The 15,397-nt window shown below is 65.7% G+C and carries 12 protein-coding genes and 1 pseudogene; 4 read left to right on the plus strand and 9 right to left on the minus strand.

Annotated elements, in window-relative coordinates:
* Window positions 1–16: 16 nt before the first annotated feature.
* Both ACI2JH_RS11565 and ACI2JH_RS11570 read right to left on the minus strand, forming a co-directional pair.
* Window positions 17–1,363, minus strand: a complete 1,347-nt coding sequence (locus ACI2JH_RS11565; RefSeq protein WP_182656975.1) for a phosphomannomutase — start codon at window positions 1,361–1,363, stop codon at window positions 17–19.
* Window positions 1,364–1,456: 93 nt separating this feature from the next.
* Window positions 1,457–4,795: an SNF2-related protein gene (locus tag ACI2JH_RS11570; RefSeq protein ID WP_404736254.1), complete on the minus strand. Its 3,339-nt coding sequence runs from the start codon at window positions 4,793–4,795 to the stop codon at window positions 1,457–1,459.
* Between the two features lie 170 nt (window positions 4,796–4,965).
* On the opposite strand from ACI2JH_RS11570, the gene ACI2JH_RS11575 reads away from it, so the two are divergent.
* Genes ACI2JH_RS11575 through ACI2JH_RS11585 form a run of 3 tightly spaced genes read left to right on the plus strand, consistent with a single transcriptional unit; the run spans window position 4,966 to window position 6,921 of the window.
* A complete protein-coding gene (locus tag ACI2JH_RS11575; RefSeq protein ID WP_101100187.1) occupies window positions 4,966–5,697 on the plus strand; it encodes a CoA transferase subunit A in 732 nt (243 codons plus the stop codon).
* A gap of 1 nt (window position 5,698) precedes the next feature.
* Window positions 5,699–6,331 carry a CoA transferase subunit B gene (locus tag ACI2JH_RS11580; RefSeq protein WP_101100188.1) on the plus strand — a complete coding sequence of 211 codons (633 nt, stop codon included), beginning with the start codon at window positions 5,699–5,701 and terminating at the stop codon, window positions 6,329–6,331.
* Window positions 6,331–6,921: an alpha-ketoglutarate-dependent dioxygenase AlkB gene (locus ACI2JH_RS11585; protein WP_101100189.1), complete on the plus strand. Its 591-nt coding sequence runs from the start codon at window positions 6,331–6,333 to the stop codon at window positions 6,919–6,921. Before ACI2JH_RS11580 ends, ACI2JH_RS11585 begins: the two co-directional genes overlap by 1 nt.
* Before the next feature lie 19 nt (window positions 6,922–6,940).
* Here the strand turns inward: ACI2JH_RS11585 and ACI2JH_RS11590 are convergent, their stop codons facing one another.
* The 5 genes from ACI2JH_RS11590 to ACI2JH_RS11610 all read right to left on the minus strand — a co-directional run bounded on the left by ACI2JH_RS11590 (window position 6,941) and on the right by ACI2JH_RS11610 (window position 11,511).
* Window positions 6,941–7,897, minus strand: coding sequence for a glycosyltransferase family 2 protein (locus ACI2JH_RS11590; RefSeq protein WP_404736255.1), 957 nt, complete (start codon window positions 7,895–7,897; stop codon window positions 6,941–6,943).
* Window positions 7,898–7,988: 91 nt separating this feature from the next.
* Window positions 7,989–8,633, minus strand: a complete 645-nt coding sequence (locus tag ACI2JH_RS11595; RefSeq protein WP_182656978.1) for an ABC-type transport auxiliary lipoprotein family protein — start codon at window positions 8,631–8,633, stop codon at window positions 7,989–7,991.
* A 5-nt stretch (window positions 8,634–8,638) separates the two neighbouring features.
* Window positions 8,639–9,565 (minus strand): MlaD family protein, encoded by a 927-nt coding sequence (locus tag ACI2JH_RS11600; protein WP_042613801.1) that lies wholly within the window; start codon window positions 9,563–9,565, stop codon window positions 8,639–8,641.
* Window positions 9,566–9,568: 3 nt separating this feature from the next.
* Window positions 9,569–10,396 (minus strand): ABC transporter ATP-binding protein, encoded by an 828-nt coding sequence (locus tag ACI2JH_RS11605; RefSeq protein ID WP_319278098.1) that lies wholly within the window; start codon window positions 10,394–10,396, stop codon window positions 9,569–9,571.
* 2 nt (window positions 10,397–10,398) lie between these two features.
* Window positions 10,399–11,511: an MlaE family lipid ABC transporter permease subunit gene (locus tag ACI2JH_RS11610; protein ID WP_101100191.1), complete on the minus strand. Its 1,113-nt coding sequence runs from the start codon at window positions 11,509–11,511 to the stop codon at window positions 10,399–10,401.
* A 103-nt stretch (window positions 11,512–11,614) separates the two neighbouring features.
* On the opposite strand from ACI2JH_RS11610, the gene ACI2JH_RS11615 reads away from it, so the two are divergent.
* Window positions 11,615–12,874, plus strand: coding sequence for a threonine/serine exporter ThrE family protein (locus ACI2JH_RS11615; RefSeq protein ID WP_101100192.1), 1,260 nt, complete (start codon window positions 11,615–11,617; stop codon window positions 12,872–12,874).
* A gap of 283 nt (window positions 12,875–13,157) precedes the next feature.
* Here the strand turns inward: ACI2JH_RS11615 and ACI2JH_RS11620 are convergent.
* Both ACI2JH_RS11620 and ACI2JH_RS11625 read right to left on the minus strand, forming a co-directional pair.
* Window positions 13,158–13,526: pseudogene (locus ACI2JH_RS11620) on the minus strand (H-NS family nucleoid-associated regulatory protein); the annotation flags it as partial.
* 148 nt (window positions 13,527–13,674) lie between these two features.
* Complete coding sequence (locus tag ACI2JH_RS11625; RefSeq protein WP_404736256.1) at window positions 13,675–15,366, minus strand: proline--tRNA ligase; 1,692 nt, start codon at window positions 15,364–15,366, stop codon at window positions 13,675–13,677.
* Window positions 15,367–15,397: the final 31 nt, after the last annotated feature.

Here is a 15,397-nt window from a genome sequence, read left to right on the forward strand (position 1 = left end):
ATACGGACATCCCGGGTTACTGTTGCAGCAGCGAAGAGATTTCGTCGGTACGCGACTGCAGCAGGGCCGCATCGCCGCGCGTTTCGACATTCAACCGCAGCAACGGCTCGGTGTTGGAGCTGCGCAGGTTGAAGCGCCAGTCGCCGAAATCGGCACTGATGCCGTCGGTGTGGTCCAGCGCGGGTGCATGCGAGGCGAAGTGGTCCATCACGCGTGCCACCGATACCTTCGCATCGGCCACCTTGAAGTTGATTTCGCCGCTGCACGGATAGGCCGCCATGCGGTCTTCAACCCAGTCGGCCAGCGAGCGGCCGCTTTCGGAAACCAGCGCGGCGATCAGCAGCCAGGGGATCATCCCGGAGTCAGCGTAGGCGAACTCGCGGAAGTAGTGATGGGCACTCATTTCGCCGCCGTACACGGCATCCTCACCGCGCATCTTTTCCTTGATGAAAGCGTGGCCGCTCTTGCACAGCACCGGGATGCCACCGGCCTGCTCGACCATCTCCACCGTGTTCCAGACCAGGCGCGGATCGTGCACGACCTTGCCGCCCGGGTGACGCTTCAGCGCGGCCTGGGCCAGCAGGCCGACAAGGTAATAGCCTTCGATGAAACGGCCGGTGTGGTCGAAGAAGAAGCAACGGTCGAAGTCGCCGTCCCACGCGATGCCGAAGTCGGCGCCATGCTCACGCACCGCTTCGGCGGTGGCGGCGCGGTTTTCCGGCAGCAGCGGGTTGGGGATGCCGTTGGGGAAATTGCCGTCCGGCTCGTGGTTGACCCGGATGAACTGCAGCGGCAGGTGTGGCGCCAGCAGATCGACGATCGCACCGGCGCCGCCGTTGCCCGCATTGACCACCACCTTCAGTGGCTTCAGCGCAGCGACATCGACGTAGGACAGCAGGTGCGCGATGTAGGCGCTCTTGTCGTGCTGCTCGCTCTGGCCGGCCTTGGGCGGCAGGGCAGCTGCGGTATCGGCTGCCACCGCATCGGAGATAGCGAACAGGCCGGTATCGGAACTGATCGGGCGCGCTTTCTCGCGCACCAGCTTCATGCCGTTGTAATCCATCGGGTTATGGCTGGCGGTCACCATCACGCCGCCAGCCGCGCCCAGGTGGTCGGTCTGGAAATAGACTTCCTCGGTACCGCACAGGCCGATGTCGATGACCTCGCGGCCTGCGCCGCGCAGTCCGACGACCAGCGCATCCTGCAGCGCCGCGCTGGTCAGGCGCACGTCGTGGCCGACGACCACGGTTCCCGGCTCCAGCTGGTCCGAGAGTGCCACGCCGATGCGCCGGGCCAGGTCTTCGTTCAGTTCGTCCGGCACGCGGCCGCGGATGTCATAGGCCTTGAAGGCGGGCAGGGGCATCGGTCACTCCATTGGGGGGTCCAGCCGCTTAGTTTATACGCCCATGTGTATGGGAATCGTTGTCAGGGCCGCATGCACCAGCACCGCCGCGCGTCATTCATGACCGCGCTTCGGCTTCCCCTTACCCTTCTTCGCCGACAACCCCGGGAGCGGCTCCAGCAACGCCTGCAGGTCCTCCTCGCTGAAGCCGGGTCCCGCCGCGCCGCCATTTTCCAGGATCGAGTCGGCCAGCGCCGCCTTTCGCTGCTGAAGTTCACTGATCCGCTCCTCGATGCTGCCGGCAGCGATCAGGCGGTACACGAAGACCGGCTTGTCTTGACCGATCCGGTGCGCCCGGTCGCTGGCCTGGTTTTCGGCCGCCGGGTTCCACCAGGGGTCGAAATGGATGACGGTATCGGCGGCTGTCAGATTCAGGCCGACACCGCCCGCCTTCAGGCTGATCAGGAAGATGGGCACCTCTCCCTGCATGAACCGGCGCACCGGGGTGGCCCGGTCACGGGTGTCGCCGGTCAGGGTGACGAACGCCAGTCCGCTCTTGTCCAGCGCCTGCGCGATCAGCTCCAGCATGCGCGTGAACTGGGAGAACACCAGGATGCGGCGTCCTTCCTCCACCATCTCCGGCAACAGCGTCAACAGCAGGTCAAGCTTGGCCGAACCCTGCGTGCGCGGCGTGGCCTCGCCGGGCAGCAGGCGTGGGTCGCAGCAGACCTGGCGCAACTTCAGCAGTGCATCGAGCACGACGATGTGGCTCTTGGCCAAGCCATGGCCGGCGACGGCCTCGCGCACCTTCTCCTGCATCGCCGATCGCACTGTCTCGTACAGGTCGCGCTGGCCACCCTCCAATGACACGTGGCGGGTGATCACGGTCTTGGGCGGCAGCTCCGCCGCTACCTGGTCCTTGCGTCGACGCAGGATGAATGGTCGCATCCGCTGCGCCAGCAGCTGCGCGCGTTGGCCGTCACCGCTGCGCTCGATCGGATGGCGCCAATGCAGGTTGAAGGTTTTCTCGCTGCCAAGCAGGCCTGGCAGGACAAAGTCGATATGCGTCCACAGCTCGCCCAGGTGGTTTTCCAGCGGCGTGCCGGTCAGGCACAGCCGGTGCCGGCTCTGCAGCGTGCGCAGGGTGATCGCCGCGCGTGCCTTCGCGTTCTTGACCTGCTGGGCTTCGTCGAGGATGAGCAGGTGATAGGCATGCGCCTGCAGCGCGGCCTCATCCCGCCACACCAGTGGATAGGTGGTCAGCACCAGGTCGTGGGCGGGAATCTGTTCGAACAGCGTCTCTCGGGCAGGGCCATGCAGGACCAGCACGCGCAGACCGGGTGCGAAACGCGCGGCCTCCTGCTGCCAGTTGAACAGCAGGGATGTCGGCATGACCACCAGCGCGGGCCGGTCCAGCCGCCCCGCTTCCTTTTCCAGCAACACGTGCGCCAGGGTCTGCAGCGTCTTGCCCAGTCCCATGTCATCGGCCAGGATGCCGCCCAGCTGCTGTTGGCGCAGGTACTGCAGCCACGCCAGCCCGTCCTGTTGATAAGGCCGCAAGGCGGCAGCCAGCCCGACGGGTGCTGCAACCGGTTGTGGCGTGGGTTCCTGCAACAGCCGCTGGACCATCGCGCCGGTATCGGTGGCGCCGCGCAGCTGCAGGCTTCCGGACTGTTGCAGGGCCTGCAGGCGTCCCCTGTCGCGTGCGGAAACACGCAGGGGCCCAGCGCCGTTGCCAAACAGGTCGCCGAGCAGGGTCACGACGGGCTTCAGCCGCCCCGCCTGGAATGACAGCGCTCCTGCCGTGGGGGAGGCGATCAGGATGCGCTCCTCGTCGTCGATGGCATCCAGCGCGCCCCGCGTCCAGCGCGGATCGGTCTGCAGCAATTGCGCCAGCATCGGTGCGAGCGGCACCGTCTGGCCATCGATCTCGATGTCCAGCGCTACGTCCAGCCAGCCAGCGCCTGAGTCATCGGGCTGCACGTCCCAGAGCACGCTGTCCACTACGGTGATGCGGTGCCGGAAATCCTCCGGGACGGTGACCACCCACCCCAGTTCCTGCAGCCGGGGCAGCTCGCGCAGCATGAAGCTGCCCCAGTCGTAGGAGCGCAGGTGGAAGTGGGGCCCAGCCCCGCTGAGCAGCGCTGGTGACTGCGGGTGGCGATGAAGTCCACTGCTGCGCAACTCGTTTTCCCGCCTGGCCTCTTCGGCCGTATCGCGGGGCAGCAGCTCGATCGTTCCGTCCGCACCCCGCACGAAGCGCGAGGGGTCATCGAGGTGCTTGAAATGGTCGCCGTAGGCGAAGGAGACCGTGGCGAATTCCAGCCGCTGCATCTGACCTCTTCGCGCGCCCCACGTCTGCGGTTGCTCTTCGGTATGCAGCATCAGGTGCGGGACCATGCCATCCACCTGGGCGATGGGCATCGCATCGGCGGTGGCCGGCGGCAGGGGCAGGGCAGGATCCAGCTGCTGGAGCATCTGCGCGGTAAGGGAATGCTCGTCGGGCAGCAACGGCGGCAGCCCAAGGAAGGCATCGGCGTCGGGGCTGGCCACCGCCAGTTGCAGCGGACCCGTCTCGCCGGTTCTCTCGTCCAGATAACAGGCGCACTGATCTTCCACCGCCCCGTCGGCGTTCCCGTCCACCTGCAGCACCGGTCGGGAGCATACGCCCAGCTGGCTGTCGGCCGCCTTCCACTCCAGGTGGCCTGCGCGAGCGGGGCCCGCGCGCAGGGGCAGCAACTCCCTCGTGCCGGGGTGCTGTACCCAGCCATGGCCGGAGGCCAGGATCATGTCCAGCAACGGCTGCACGGCTACACGTCGGCCGCCCTTGCGCTGCTGGCGCAACCACAGCTGCCCGAGAACGGCGATGTCCTGTTGCGACACGTAGCCGGGGGGATCGATGACCAGCTCCGGGGTGATGTCAAACCGCTTCTCGCGCTCCAGCGCGCCGTCTGCCGTCTTCCGCATCCTGTACGCATGGATGCCGAGGCGGAACTGGAATACGGAAAGCACGAACGCAATGCTCTTCGGGTTCTGCTTTGCTTTGCTCGACCCCGCGCGTGCAGCGTGCTGAGCATGCCATTCGGACAGACGGGTGAGCAGCTCGGCGCGAACCGGTTGCGCGTGCTGCGGTAACGGCGCCTCGATTTTCTCGTCTTCGCTATCCTCATCCGGCCCGTGCAGGGCACACAACATGACCGCGGCCACATGCTTGCAGTTGTCACCCACCGGGCAGCTGCAGCGGCCGTTGAGGCGGCTGTCTGGGCTACGAAGGCTGGCCTTGAGGTTGATCGTTACCCGATAAGGCTGGGGGGCAGTGCCGCCCACGTTGGCGCGCAGCAGGTCCCCCTCCGTGCGCAGGTCATATACGCTGTCCAGGTAGCCGGCCGCCTTGCGGATCGTGCGCTCGTCGAGCCAGCGATGCAGATCAATATCATTGAACAGGACGGACATCAGCGGTCTTTCCAACAGGGCGGTATCTGGCCGCACATCGGGATGCAGGCGTGACCGGGACAGCCAGTTTACGAGCTGTGCCCACTGCGGCAAATGCTGCGCCGCACCCCAGCCGGGCACCGGGGTGCCGGTAGAATGCCGTCATCCTTACCGTGTGGGACAGCAACGCAATGGATAGTTCTGGTACCGGCAGCAAGCGCGATAAACGATATGCCAGCGCGGCGCTCGCCCTGCAGGGCGTGGTCGCCGATGGCCAGACCTTGGCGGTCGGCGGTTTCGGCCTGTGTGGTATCCCGGAGGCGCTGATCGCCGCGTTGCGCGACAGTGGGGTCAACGGCCTGACGGTGATTTCCAATAATGCTGGCGTGGACGGTTTCGGCCTTGGCCAGCTGCTGGCGACCCGCCAGATCCGGAAGATGATCTCTTCCTACGTGGGCGAGAACAAGGAGTTCGAGCGCCAGTTCCTGGCCGGCGAACTTGAACTGGAATTCAACCCGCAGGGCACCCTGGCCGAGCGCCTGCGCGCCGGTGGGGCCGGCATTCCGGCGTTCTTCACCGCTACCGGGTATGGCACGGTGGTGGCCGAGGGAAAGGAAACGCGAGAGTTCGACGGCCGCCACTACGTGATGGAAACCGCGCTGTGCGCCGACGTGGCATTGGTCAAAGCGTGGAAGGCCGACGAAGCGGGCAACCTGGTGTTCCGGCGTACCGCGCGCAACTTCAACCCGGCCTGCGCGATGGCCGGCAAGGTCTGCATCGCCGAGGTGGAAGAGGTGGTGCCGGTCGGCAGCATCGACCCGGACCAGGTGCACCTGCCCGGTATCTACGTGCACCGCATCGTGCACAACCCCACGCCCGAAAAGCGCATCGAACAACGCACCGTGCGCCAGGAGGCGAACTGACATGGCCTGGACCCGTGACGAAATGGCGGCGCGCGCTGCGCGTGAATTGACCGATGGTGCGTACGTGAACCTGGGCATCGGACTGCCGACCCTGGTCGCCAACCACATTCCCGAGGGCGTGGATGTCTGGCTGCAGTCGGAGAACGGTCTGCTCGGCATCGGCCCGTTCCCCACCGAGGCGGAGATCGATCCGGACCTGATCAACGCAGGCAAACAGACCGTTACCGCGCGTGCGGGCGCCAGTTATTTCGGCAGCGATGACAGCTTCGCGATGATCCGCGGCGGCCACGTCAACCTGGCGATCCTCGGCGCGATGCAGGTCACCGACAGCGGCGACCTGGCCAACTGGATGGTGCCGGGCAAGATGGTCAAGGGCATGGGCGGCGCGATGGACCTGGTGGCCGGCGTGCAGCGCGTGGTGGTGCTGATGGAGCACACCGCCAGGAACGGCGAGCACAAGATCCTCAAGGAATGTTCGCTGCCGCTGACCGGTGTCGGCGTGGTGGATCGCATCATCACCGATCTGGCCGTGTTCGATGTCACCGGCGATGGCTTGGTGCTGGTGGAAACCGCACCGGGCGTTGAAGAAGCAGAGCTGGTAGAAAAGACCGGCGTGGCGTTCAAGCGAAGCTGATGGCCGCGCTGTTCCCGCAGGACCTGCCTGATGCCGATGTGCGCCACCTTGCGGGGTGGCTGCCTCGTGCGCAGGCAGGGGCCCTGCAGGCAGCGTTGCTGCGGGAGATTCCATGGGAAGTGCACCGGATCCGGATGTTCGGGCGGTTGGTGGATTCACCGCGGCTGAGTTGCTGGATGGGCGATGCGGATGCGCGTTACCGCTATTCCGGTGCGGACTTTCTGCCGCATCCGTGGGCGGATGTGCTGTTGCCCATTCGTGAGCGATTGCAGGAGGAGCTGGGAACGCGCTTCAACAGCGTACTACTCAACCGTTACCGCAGCGGGACCGACAGCATGGGTTGGCACAGCGATGACGAGCCGGAACTGGGGCCGCAGCCGGTGATAGCATCACTCAGCCTGGGCGCTGCGCGCCGCTTCCTGCTGCGCCGTCGAGACCAGCACGCGGCCAAGGCAGAGTTCCTGCTTGCCGATGGGGACCTGCTGGTGATGGCCAGCAGCACGCAGGCCCACTACCAGCATGCGTTGCCGAAATCCTCGCGCGTGCACGGGGAGCGCATCAATCTAACCTTCCGTTGGATCCGGAACTGACCAGGAACTTCTCAGCAGATTAGCGGCGTACCAGATCGATCGCAGCGGACAGCAGCCCGCGCCCGAAGCGACCGTAGTTGCCCGACAGCAGTTCGCCCATGACCACAGGAACCCGCTTGATAAAGGATCGCGACAGGTTGCAGCGCTTGGCGATATGGCGCTTCTTGCGCTCGATGAGTTTCTGAAGGGGTTCCGGCACATGCAGTGCGCGTAGACGTGCGAGCAGAACTTCGGAGAGATCCTGCTCAAGATGCTTCTGTCGCCTCGCTTGGCGCGATAAAGGATCATTGCCGCCCAAGCCGAGCTGGTTGCCGTCATGCAGCCGGTAGTCGATCAACGGGCGCTCCACGCTGTCGATCGTTCCGATAATGGCGGCCAGCGTGGCAAGCCACGCGTCGTGTACCCATCCCGAGGGAGGAAGGGGGAGCGCGTCCCGCAGAATACTTTTGCGGAGTGCCAAGGTGGCGCCCGTCACAAGGTCGCGCTGCAACAAGAGGTCGAGTCCAGTACCGCGATGCATCCGCCGCATCTGGCGTGTACCCACTCCCAGCGAACGAAAAAGGCGCCGCGGAAGCACGTTCCCCTCCCCATCAATCAACCGCGCATCACTATGCAGCGCCAGCAGATCGGGGCGTCTTTCGAACTCGGCACAGAACCGCTCCAGCTTGTCCGCATGCCAGACATCATCTTGGTCGCAGAGGAAGATCACCTCGCCGGTGCAGGCACGCAGTGCGCCATCGAAGTTCAGCCGATAGCCGACGTTCTCAGGGTTTACCTGCAGGTCAACCATGATGCCCTTTGCTTCAGCAACCGGCAAGAACGCGCGCAGGATGTCCAGCGTACCGTCGCTGGAGACATCATCGCGGATCACGATCTGGTCCGGACGTTGGGTCTGTCGCAGCAGGCTGTCCAGCTGCTCCTGCAGGAAGCGCTCGCCGTTGTACGTGCAGACGGCAATGGACGTGGAAAGTGGCATCGGCAAGGTCACGGGGCAGGCTGGCCCGGATTATGACATCGCCGGCCAAGAGCCGCCGGCCGCCGGCCAGCACGACCGACGCACCAGCCAATCAGCGCAGCGAACCGCCGTCCGTGTCCTTCTGCCCACTGCTCAGCGCCCAGCCCACCACATCGGCGGTCAGGGCATTCAGCCCCTTCTCGAAGGCGGCGGTCACCGCTGGCACGTCGGTCGATCCCACCGGCTGTTCCTGGCGGAACGTGCGGTCGATCACCACGCGCTGGTCCACCACATGGATCAGCTTGGCGTTGATTTCGATGACCACGGTCGGCGTGGGTTGGCCGCGGTAATCCGATTCAAAACGGCGGATGTCGGTCGCAAGGCGGTAATCAGCGCGGATACCCGCAGCGGCCCGCCCGACGCCGGCGATCCGGCCGGAATCCTCGAAACCGCGCAGCAGGGCGTCTTCGATCATGTCGGTGGCTGGCTGCGCCCAGGTCGCGCCAGCGTAGATTTCCAGCTCCGAAGGACTCGGCCGCACGTTGATGCGCGGGCTGTCGACCATGCGCGTGGCGCTCGGCTTGGACAGCACCAGCTGCCAGGCCACGGTCGGCCAGGACGGATCCACCTTCACCTGTACGGCCGGGGAGTAGATCGTCACTGCGTTGCGATCACCGCTGGACAGGATCGAACAACCGGCCAGGGTGGCCAGCAGGGCAGCCGGCAGCAGCAGGCGCGTCACGGACAGGGAGGGCATGCGCTTCATTCGGGTTCGAACTCCTTCGGTGCGTCGCGGCCCAGCAGGTAGCGCGCGGGATTGTTCTCAAGGCGGTCGCTGACCCGGCGCAGGTCGCGGATCAGGCCGCGTAGTTCGGTCAGGGTCGGGCCGAGCTGGCCCAGGCCGTCGCTGGCGAAGCTGTTGATGGCCGCCCGGTTCTCGCCGAGGATCGAATTGGCATTGCCGGCTGCCGAATCCATCTTGGTCATGGTGGCGTCCAGCTTTTCGATGATGCCCGGCAGCTCCTGTACCAGGTTCTGGTCCAGTCGCTGGATGGTCCCGTTGGTGGTCTTCAGGGTCTCGTCCAGGCTACGCGCGGCATTGCGCGCGCTGAGCAGCAGCGCCTGGGTGCCCTGTTTCTGGTCGGCCAGCCCGCCACTGATCGATTCGATATTGGCCAGCGTGGCATTGATCGCGGCCACGTTGCGGTCGCTCAGCACCTGGTCCATGCGCTCGACGATGCGGTTGGCCACGTCGGTGATGTTCTGCAGGGCCGAAGGCGTGGTCGGGATGATCGGCGCGGGATCGCGGTTGACCGAGGTCAGCGTCGGCGACTGCGGCGTGCCGCCACTGAGCTGGATGATCGACGGGCCGGTCAGGCTGGTGATCGCCAGCTTGGCACGGGTATCGGTCTTGACCGGCGTGGTGGAGTTGAGGCGGATCTTGGCCACCACCTGGCGCGGGTCATCCGGCACCAGGTTGAGCTCGATGATCGACCCCACCGCGATGCCGTTGTACTGCACCGGGCTGCCCACGGTCAGGCCGGTGACCGCCTCGCGGAACACCACGCGGTATTCCTGCCAGGTGCGGTCGGACGAATACTTGGCTGCCCACAGGCCGAAGGCCAGCAGGGCCAGGCCGGTGATCAGGGTGAACGCGCCTATCAGCACGTAGTTGGCTTTGGTTTCCATGACTCAGGCACTCTCGGTCTGTTCGCCGCGCGCAGCACGTGCGCGGGGTCCGTGGAAATATTCCTGGATCCACGGATGGTCCAGTTTCTCGATGTCGGCCAGCGGCGCGTTGGCGACCACCTTGCGGTCGGCCAGCACGGCCACCCGGTCACAGATGGCATACAGGGTGTCCAGATCGTGTGTGATCAGGAAGACAGTCAGCCCCAGCGCTTCCTGCAGGGTCTTGATCAGGCGGTCGAACGCGGCAGCGCCGATCGGGTCCAGCCCGGCCGTGGGTTCGTCCAGGAACAGCAGCGGCGGGTCCAGGGCCAGCGCACGCGCCAGCCCGGCGCGCTTGCGCATGCCGCCTGACAGCTGCGAAGGCAGCTTGTTGATCGCATCGGCGGGCAGGCCCGCCAGCTTCACCTTCAGCAACGCCAGTTCGTAATGCCAGCGCTCGGGCAGCTCGCGATGGTGTTCCTTCAGGGGCACCTGCACGTTCTCGCCGACGGTCAGGGAAGAAAACAGCGCGCCATCCTGGAACAGCACGCCGGTATTGCGCTGGATGTGCAGGCGGCTTTCGCTGTCGCCACCGCGCGCATCGCGCCCCAGCACTTCGATCTGCCCTTCATCCGGGTTGCGCAGGCCGAGGATGGAGCGCATCAGCACCGACTTGCCGGTGCCCGAGCCGCCGACCACGCCAAGGATCTCGCCGCGCCGCACGTCCAGGTCCAGGTCTTCGTGCACGGTCTGGCTGCCGAAACGGTTGACCAGCCCGCGCACGCGGATGGCCAGCTTCGATTCGTCCTCGCCGGGGGCGTGGTGGATTTCGTGGGTGCGTTCGTCGTTCACCGTCACCAGCCCATCTGCATGAACCACAACGCAGCGAAGGCGTCGAGGATGATCACCAGGGAAATGGCCTGGACCACGCTGGAGGTCGTGCGCTCGCCCACCGACTGCGCGGTACCCTCCACCTTCAAGCCTTCCAGGCAGCCGATCAGGCCGATCACCAGCGCGAACACCGGTGCCTTGGCCAGGCCGACCAGCATGTTGCGTACTTCCATCGTGTCGTACATGCGCGCGATGTACATCTGCGGCGGGATATCCAGGTCGAACGCGCCCACCGTGATGCCGCCGGCCAGGCCGGCGACCATCGCGATGAAGGTCAGCAGCGGCAGGGTGACCAGCAGCGCGACGATGCGCGGCAGCACCAGCAGGTCCATCGGATCCAGGCCGAGCGTCTTCATCGCGTCGATTTCCTCGCGCGCCTTCATCGCACCGATCTGCGCGGTGAACGCGCTGGCGGTACGGCCGGCCAGCACGATCGCGGTCAGCAGCACGGCGAACTCGCGCAGGAAGGCGATGCTGACCAGCTCGACCACGTAGATCTCCGCGCCGAAGTCGCGCAGGATCGTCGAACCGAGGAAGGCGATCACCGCACCGACCAGATAGGAAAGCAGGGCCACCAGCGGCACCGCATCCAGCCCGACCTGCTCCATCTGGTGCACGGTGGCGGTCAGGCGGAAACGGCGCGGCTCCTTCAGCAGGCGCGCGCCCTTGACCAGGCTTTCGCCGAGGAAGCTGGCCAGCGCCACGATGTTCTGGCCGGTCGCGTGCATGCTGCGGCCAAGCCGGTCCAGCGCGGCCAGCACGCCGAAATCCCGTTTCGGCTTGGGCCGGTCGTCGGCGACTTCTTCGATGGTGCAGACCAGCGCCTGGTGGTCTTCGCGGAACTGCAGCGCGTCCTGCCCCAGGTCTGCGCGGTGGGCCACGCGCAGCAGTTGCAGCACGCCGGCCGAATCCAGTTGTTCGATGCCGGTGGCGTCGATGGCGGTCAGTCCCTCGGGGACCTCGCGCAGCACCTCGGCGGCCTGCAGGGCGGTGTGCAGCGTCCAACGACCGGACAGGCGGATGCGGCCCGGTTCATTGGCATCGCGTTCGATCCGGGGATTCTGGTCGGAGGTCATGGTCGGCATCAAGGATGCAGCATAGCGTGTGCATGTCGCATGCAGCGTAGGTCCTGTCCGAATGTCCTTCTGCACGGGCCGGGGCTGGGTAATACTACCGCGCATGCCTGTAGACGCCTCCCCGATAGCCTCGCCCCCCGCCACCTATGCGCAGCGCGTGGCGTTCGTCTGTGAGATCGCCGGGCGCCTGCACAGTTACGGCACCACCGCCCAGCGCCTGGAGGCTGCCGTGGTGGCCCTGGCCCAGCAGTTGGGGTTGGATTGCGAGCCCTGGTCGAATCCGACCGGGATCATCCTGAGCTTCAGCGACCCGGCCAAGGCGATCGGTTCCAGCGACATCACCCGCGTGATCCGGCTGGCACCTGGCGAAAACGATCTGCATAAACTCAGCGTCGCAGATCGCATCGCCGAAGATGTCGCAAACGGCCGGATGAGCCTGGCCCAGGGACACACCGCGCTGCGCCAGCTGGACGCTGATCCCGGGCTGCGCGGAAAGGTCAAGGAAGTGTTGTCCTACAGCCTGGGCGCGGCCGGCGTGGCCGGTCTGTGGAAACTGCCGTGGCTGGACATCGCCACCGCTGGCGCGATCGGGCTGCTGATCGGCCTGCTGGGGCGCTGGACCGGCCAACGCGCGGCGACCAAGGAGGCCAGTGAAGCGCTGGCGGCGCTGTTGGCGGGGCTGGTCGCTACGCTGGTGGCCACCTACGTGGGCGCGCTCAACCTCAATACCGTGGTGATCGCCTCGCTGGTGATCCTGCTGCCGGGTATGTCCCTGACCAATGCGGTGAACGAGTTGGCCAGCCAGCACTGGGTGTCCGGCACGGCGCGGGTGGCGGGGGCGCTGACCACCATCATGAAGCTGACGGTGGGCGCGATGATCGCGGTGACGCTGGCCGATGTGATCGGGCTGGACCCGGTGGTGCGCGCCTCGCGGCCGCAGGGCGCGTGGGTGGAGTGGTCGGCGCTGCTGATCGCGGCGGTCGCCTTCGCCATGCTGTTCAAGGCGAGTCGACGTGATTTTCCGTGGGTGCTGGCGGCCTGCGTGGCCGGCTATGCGATTTCCAAATTCGCCGGGCACGCGTGGGGTGCGCCGGCGGGTATTTTCCTTTCGGCGATGCTGCTGACGGCGGCGGGCAACCTGTTTGGACGGCTGGTGCAGCGGCCGGGAGCGATCATCCGCCTCCCGGGCATCATCATGATGGTGCCGGGAAGTACCAGCCTGCGCGGGGTGCTGACGCTGGTGCAGCAGCAGGATGTCGGAGCGGGGCAGGGGGTGTTCCTGACCGTGTTGAACGTGGTGATGGCGCTGGTGGCGGGGTTGTTGTTCGGAAACCTGCTGATTCCGGCGCGGAAGACGTTGTAGGTTTGTTGCGGGCGAAGGGCGTCGGCGTTGGCGCCGGGCGGGTGGGGTCTGCAGGACACGCCGCAAGTACGTCCTTGTAGGCTGCATCGCCGCATCCCTGCGGCTCAGCGTCCTGCAAACCCCACCCGCCCGACGCCCTGACACATTCCGGGGGCTGCCGGTCCGCGTTGAAATAAAAGAGGGTGCTGTGGTGGGTGACGACCGTTGGTCGTCACGCTGTTGCGGGCACAAAAAAACGCCGGCTTCGCAGCCGGCGTTTCTCAGATCGCGAGGGCTTTCAGGCCTTCTTGATCAGGTAATCCTCCACCTTCTTGCCCTTGCTGGTCAGTTCGGCCAGCCAGCGCGGCTGCTTGCCGCGGCCGGTCCAGGTTTCCTTGGTGTTGGCCGGGTTGCGGTACTTCGGGGCAACCTTGCCCAGCTTGCGGCCGGCGGTCTTGGACGGTGCCTTGGTCGCGGCCTTGCGGGCGCGCGGTGCCGGTGCGCCGCCGAACAGTTCTTCGATGCTGTAGCCCTCGACCTTGGCCAGCTTCTCCAGCTGGGCGCGGACCTTGGTGATCGGGCGACGCTTGGCGACGATGGTCTGCTGCTTCTTGGCGGTGCGGATCAGTGCACCCAGTTCACGGGCCGACAGACCGGTCAGATCAATACTCATGCAGTGCTCCAGGCAATATGGAAAGGGTCTGCCAGTCCTTGGCTCGGGCCCAAGAGTAATGTGCATTTACTTCAAGCACAAACAGGAAACAGCACATTTGGGGCCAACAGCAAAAGAAAAGCCGGGATTAACCCGGCTTTCAATCTTTTTACCCCAGCAGTTTGCGCATCAGGCTGTCGCGATCCAGGCTTTCGGCCTCGCTCGCGCTGCGTGAGCGATATTCGAAAGTGCCAGCGGCCAAGCCGCGTTCGGAAACCACCACGCGCTGCGGAATGCCGATCAGTTCCATGTCGGCGAACATGGCGCCGGGGCGCAGGCCACGATCGTCCAGTGCGGCATCCAGCCCACCGGCACGCAGCGATTCCAGCAGCTCGGTAGCGGCGGCGGACACGGCGGCGTCTGCCTTGGGGTTGATGACGCACACCACTACCTGCCACGGCGCCATTGCCTCGGGCCAGACGATGCCGACCTCGTCGTGGTTCTGCTCAATGGCGGCGGCGACGATGCGCGAAATACCGATGCCATAGCAGCCCATGCTCAGCACCGCGGCCTTGCCATTCTCATCAAGCACGGTGGCATTGAGTGCCTTCGCATACTGGCGGCCCAGCTGGAAAACGTGGCCCACTTCGATGCCGCGGGCAATCTTCAGTTCGCCGCCGTCGCGGGCGCGGTCACCGGCCTGCACATTGCGGATATCAGCGATTTCCGGTTCCGGCAGGTCACGGCCCCAATTGACGCCGGCCAGGTGGAAACCTGCCTCATTGGCACCGACGACAAAATCGGCAAGTGCGGCGACCTCCGGGTCAGCCACGACACGGATCGCCTTGGCCGGACCCACCGGGCCCAGGAATCCGGGCACGCAGCCGAGGTAATCGCTGATTTCCGCCTCGGTGGCAAACCGGTGGTCGGACAGGCCGGGCACCTTGGCCAGCTTGATCTCGTTGACCTCGTGGTCACCGCGCACCAGCGCCAGCACGAAGGTCTCCCCGGCCATCAGCGCGACCGATTTGACCGTGCGCTGCAGTGCCAGTCCGAGCAGGGCAGCCACCTCTTCGCAGGTCTTCTGGGTCGGGGTTTCAAGCTTGCGCATCGCCTCGCCGGCGGCCGCACGGGCGGCGGGCTCGGCGGCCACGGCCGCTTCCATGTTCGCCGCATAATCCGAGCCGGTGGAAAACACCAGCGCGTCTTCGCCGGAATCGGCGATGACATGGAATTCCTGCGAGGCGTCGCCGCCGATCGCGCCGGAATCGGCCTGTACCATGCGGAAATCCAGTCCCAGTCGGGTGAAGATCCGACTGTAGGCAGCCTTCATGTTTTCGTATTCGCGGACCAGGTCTTCGTCGTGCAGGTGGAAGGAGTAGGCGTCCTTCATCAGGAATTCGCGCGCGCGCATCACCCCGAAGCGCGGCCGGATCTCGTCGCGGAACTTGGTCTGGATCTGGAAGAAATTGACCGGCAGCTGCTTGTAGCTGGACAGTTCCTGCCGCGCGAAATCAGTCAGCGCTTCTTCGGCGGTGGGGCTGTAGCAGAACTCCTGCTCCTTGCGGTCCTTGATCTTCAGCAGCTGCGGGCCGAATTTTTCCCAGCGCCCGGTGGCTTCCCACAGCTCGCGCGGCTGGATCGTCGGGATCTGCAGTTCGACCGCGCCGGCATTTTCCATTTCCTCGCGGACGATGCGCTCGACCTTGCGCAGCACGCGCAGGCCCAGCGGCGACCAGATATACAGGCCGGAGGCGAGCTTGCGGATCATCCCCGCGCGCAGCATCAGCCGGTGGCTGGTCAGCTCGGCGTCGCTGGGGGTTTCCTTGGTGGTGTGCAGGTGGAACTGGGACAGGCGCATCGTCGGCATCATCTAACGGCGGAAGCCGTTA

The organism is Stenotrophomonas sp. NPDC078853, assembly GCF_044901215.1.
GTDB classification, from domain to species: Bacteria; Pseudomonadota; Gammaproteobacteria; order Xanthomonadales; family Xanthomonadaceae; genus Stenotrophomonas; species Stenotrophomonas lacuserhaii.

Excerpts from the sequence above, each read along its gene's own strand:
- ACI2JH_RS11570 (WP_404736254.1), bottom strand. The coding sequence starts at position 4,795 with ATGTCCGTCCTGTTCAATGATATTGATCTGCATCGCTGGCTCGACGAG.
- ACI2JH_RS11580 (WP_101100188.1), top strand. The coding sequence starts at position 5,699 with ATGGCCTGGACCCGTGACGAAATGGCGGCGCGCGCTGCGCGTGAATTG.
- ACI2JH_RS11575 (WP_101100187.1), top strand. The coding sequence starts at position 4,966 with ATGGATAGTTCTGGTACCGGCAGCAAGCGCGATAAACGATATGCCAGC.
- ACI2JH_RS11625 (WP_404736256.1), bottom strand. The coding sequence starts at position 15,366 with ATGCGCCTGTCCCAGTTCCACCTGCACACCACCAAGGAAACCCCCAGC.
- ACI2JH_RS11610 (WP_101100191.1), bottom strand. The coding sequence starts at position 11,511 with ATGACCTCCGACCAGAATCCCCGGATCGAACGCGATGCCAATGAACCG.
- ACI2JH_RS11565 (WP_182656975.1), bottom strand. The coding sequence starts at position 1,363 with ATGCCCCTGCCCGCCTTCAAGGCCTATGACATCCGCGGCCGCGTGCCG.
- ACI2JH_RS11595 (WP_182656978.1), bottom strand. The coding sequence starts at position 8,633 with ATGCCCTCCCTGTCCGTGACGCGCCTGCTGCTGCCGGCTGCCCTGCTG.
- ACI2JH_RS11615 (WP_101100192.1), top strand. The coding sequence starts at position 11,615 with ATGCCTGTAGACGCCTCCCCGATAGCCTCGCCCCCCGCCACCTATGCG.
- ACI2JH_RS11590 (WP_404736255.1), bottom strand. The coding sequence starts at position 7,897 with ATGCCACTTTCCACGTCCATTGCCGTCTGCACGTACAACGGCGAGCGC.
- ACI2JH_RS11600 (WP_042613801.1), bottom strand. The coding sequence starts at position 9,565 with ATGGAAACCAAAGCCAACTACGTGCTGATAGGCGCGTTCACCCTGATC.
- ACI2JH_RS11585 (WP_101100189.1), top strand. The coding sequence starts at position 6,331 with ATGGCCGCGCTGTTCCCGCAGGACCTGCCTGATGCCGATGTGCGCCAC.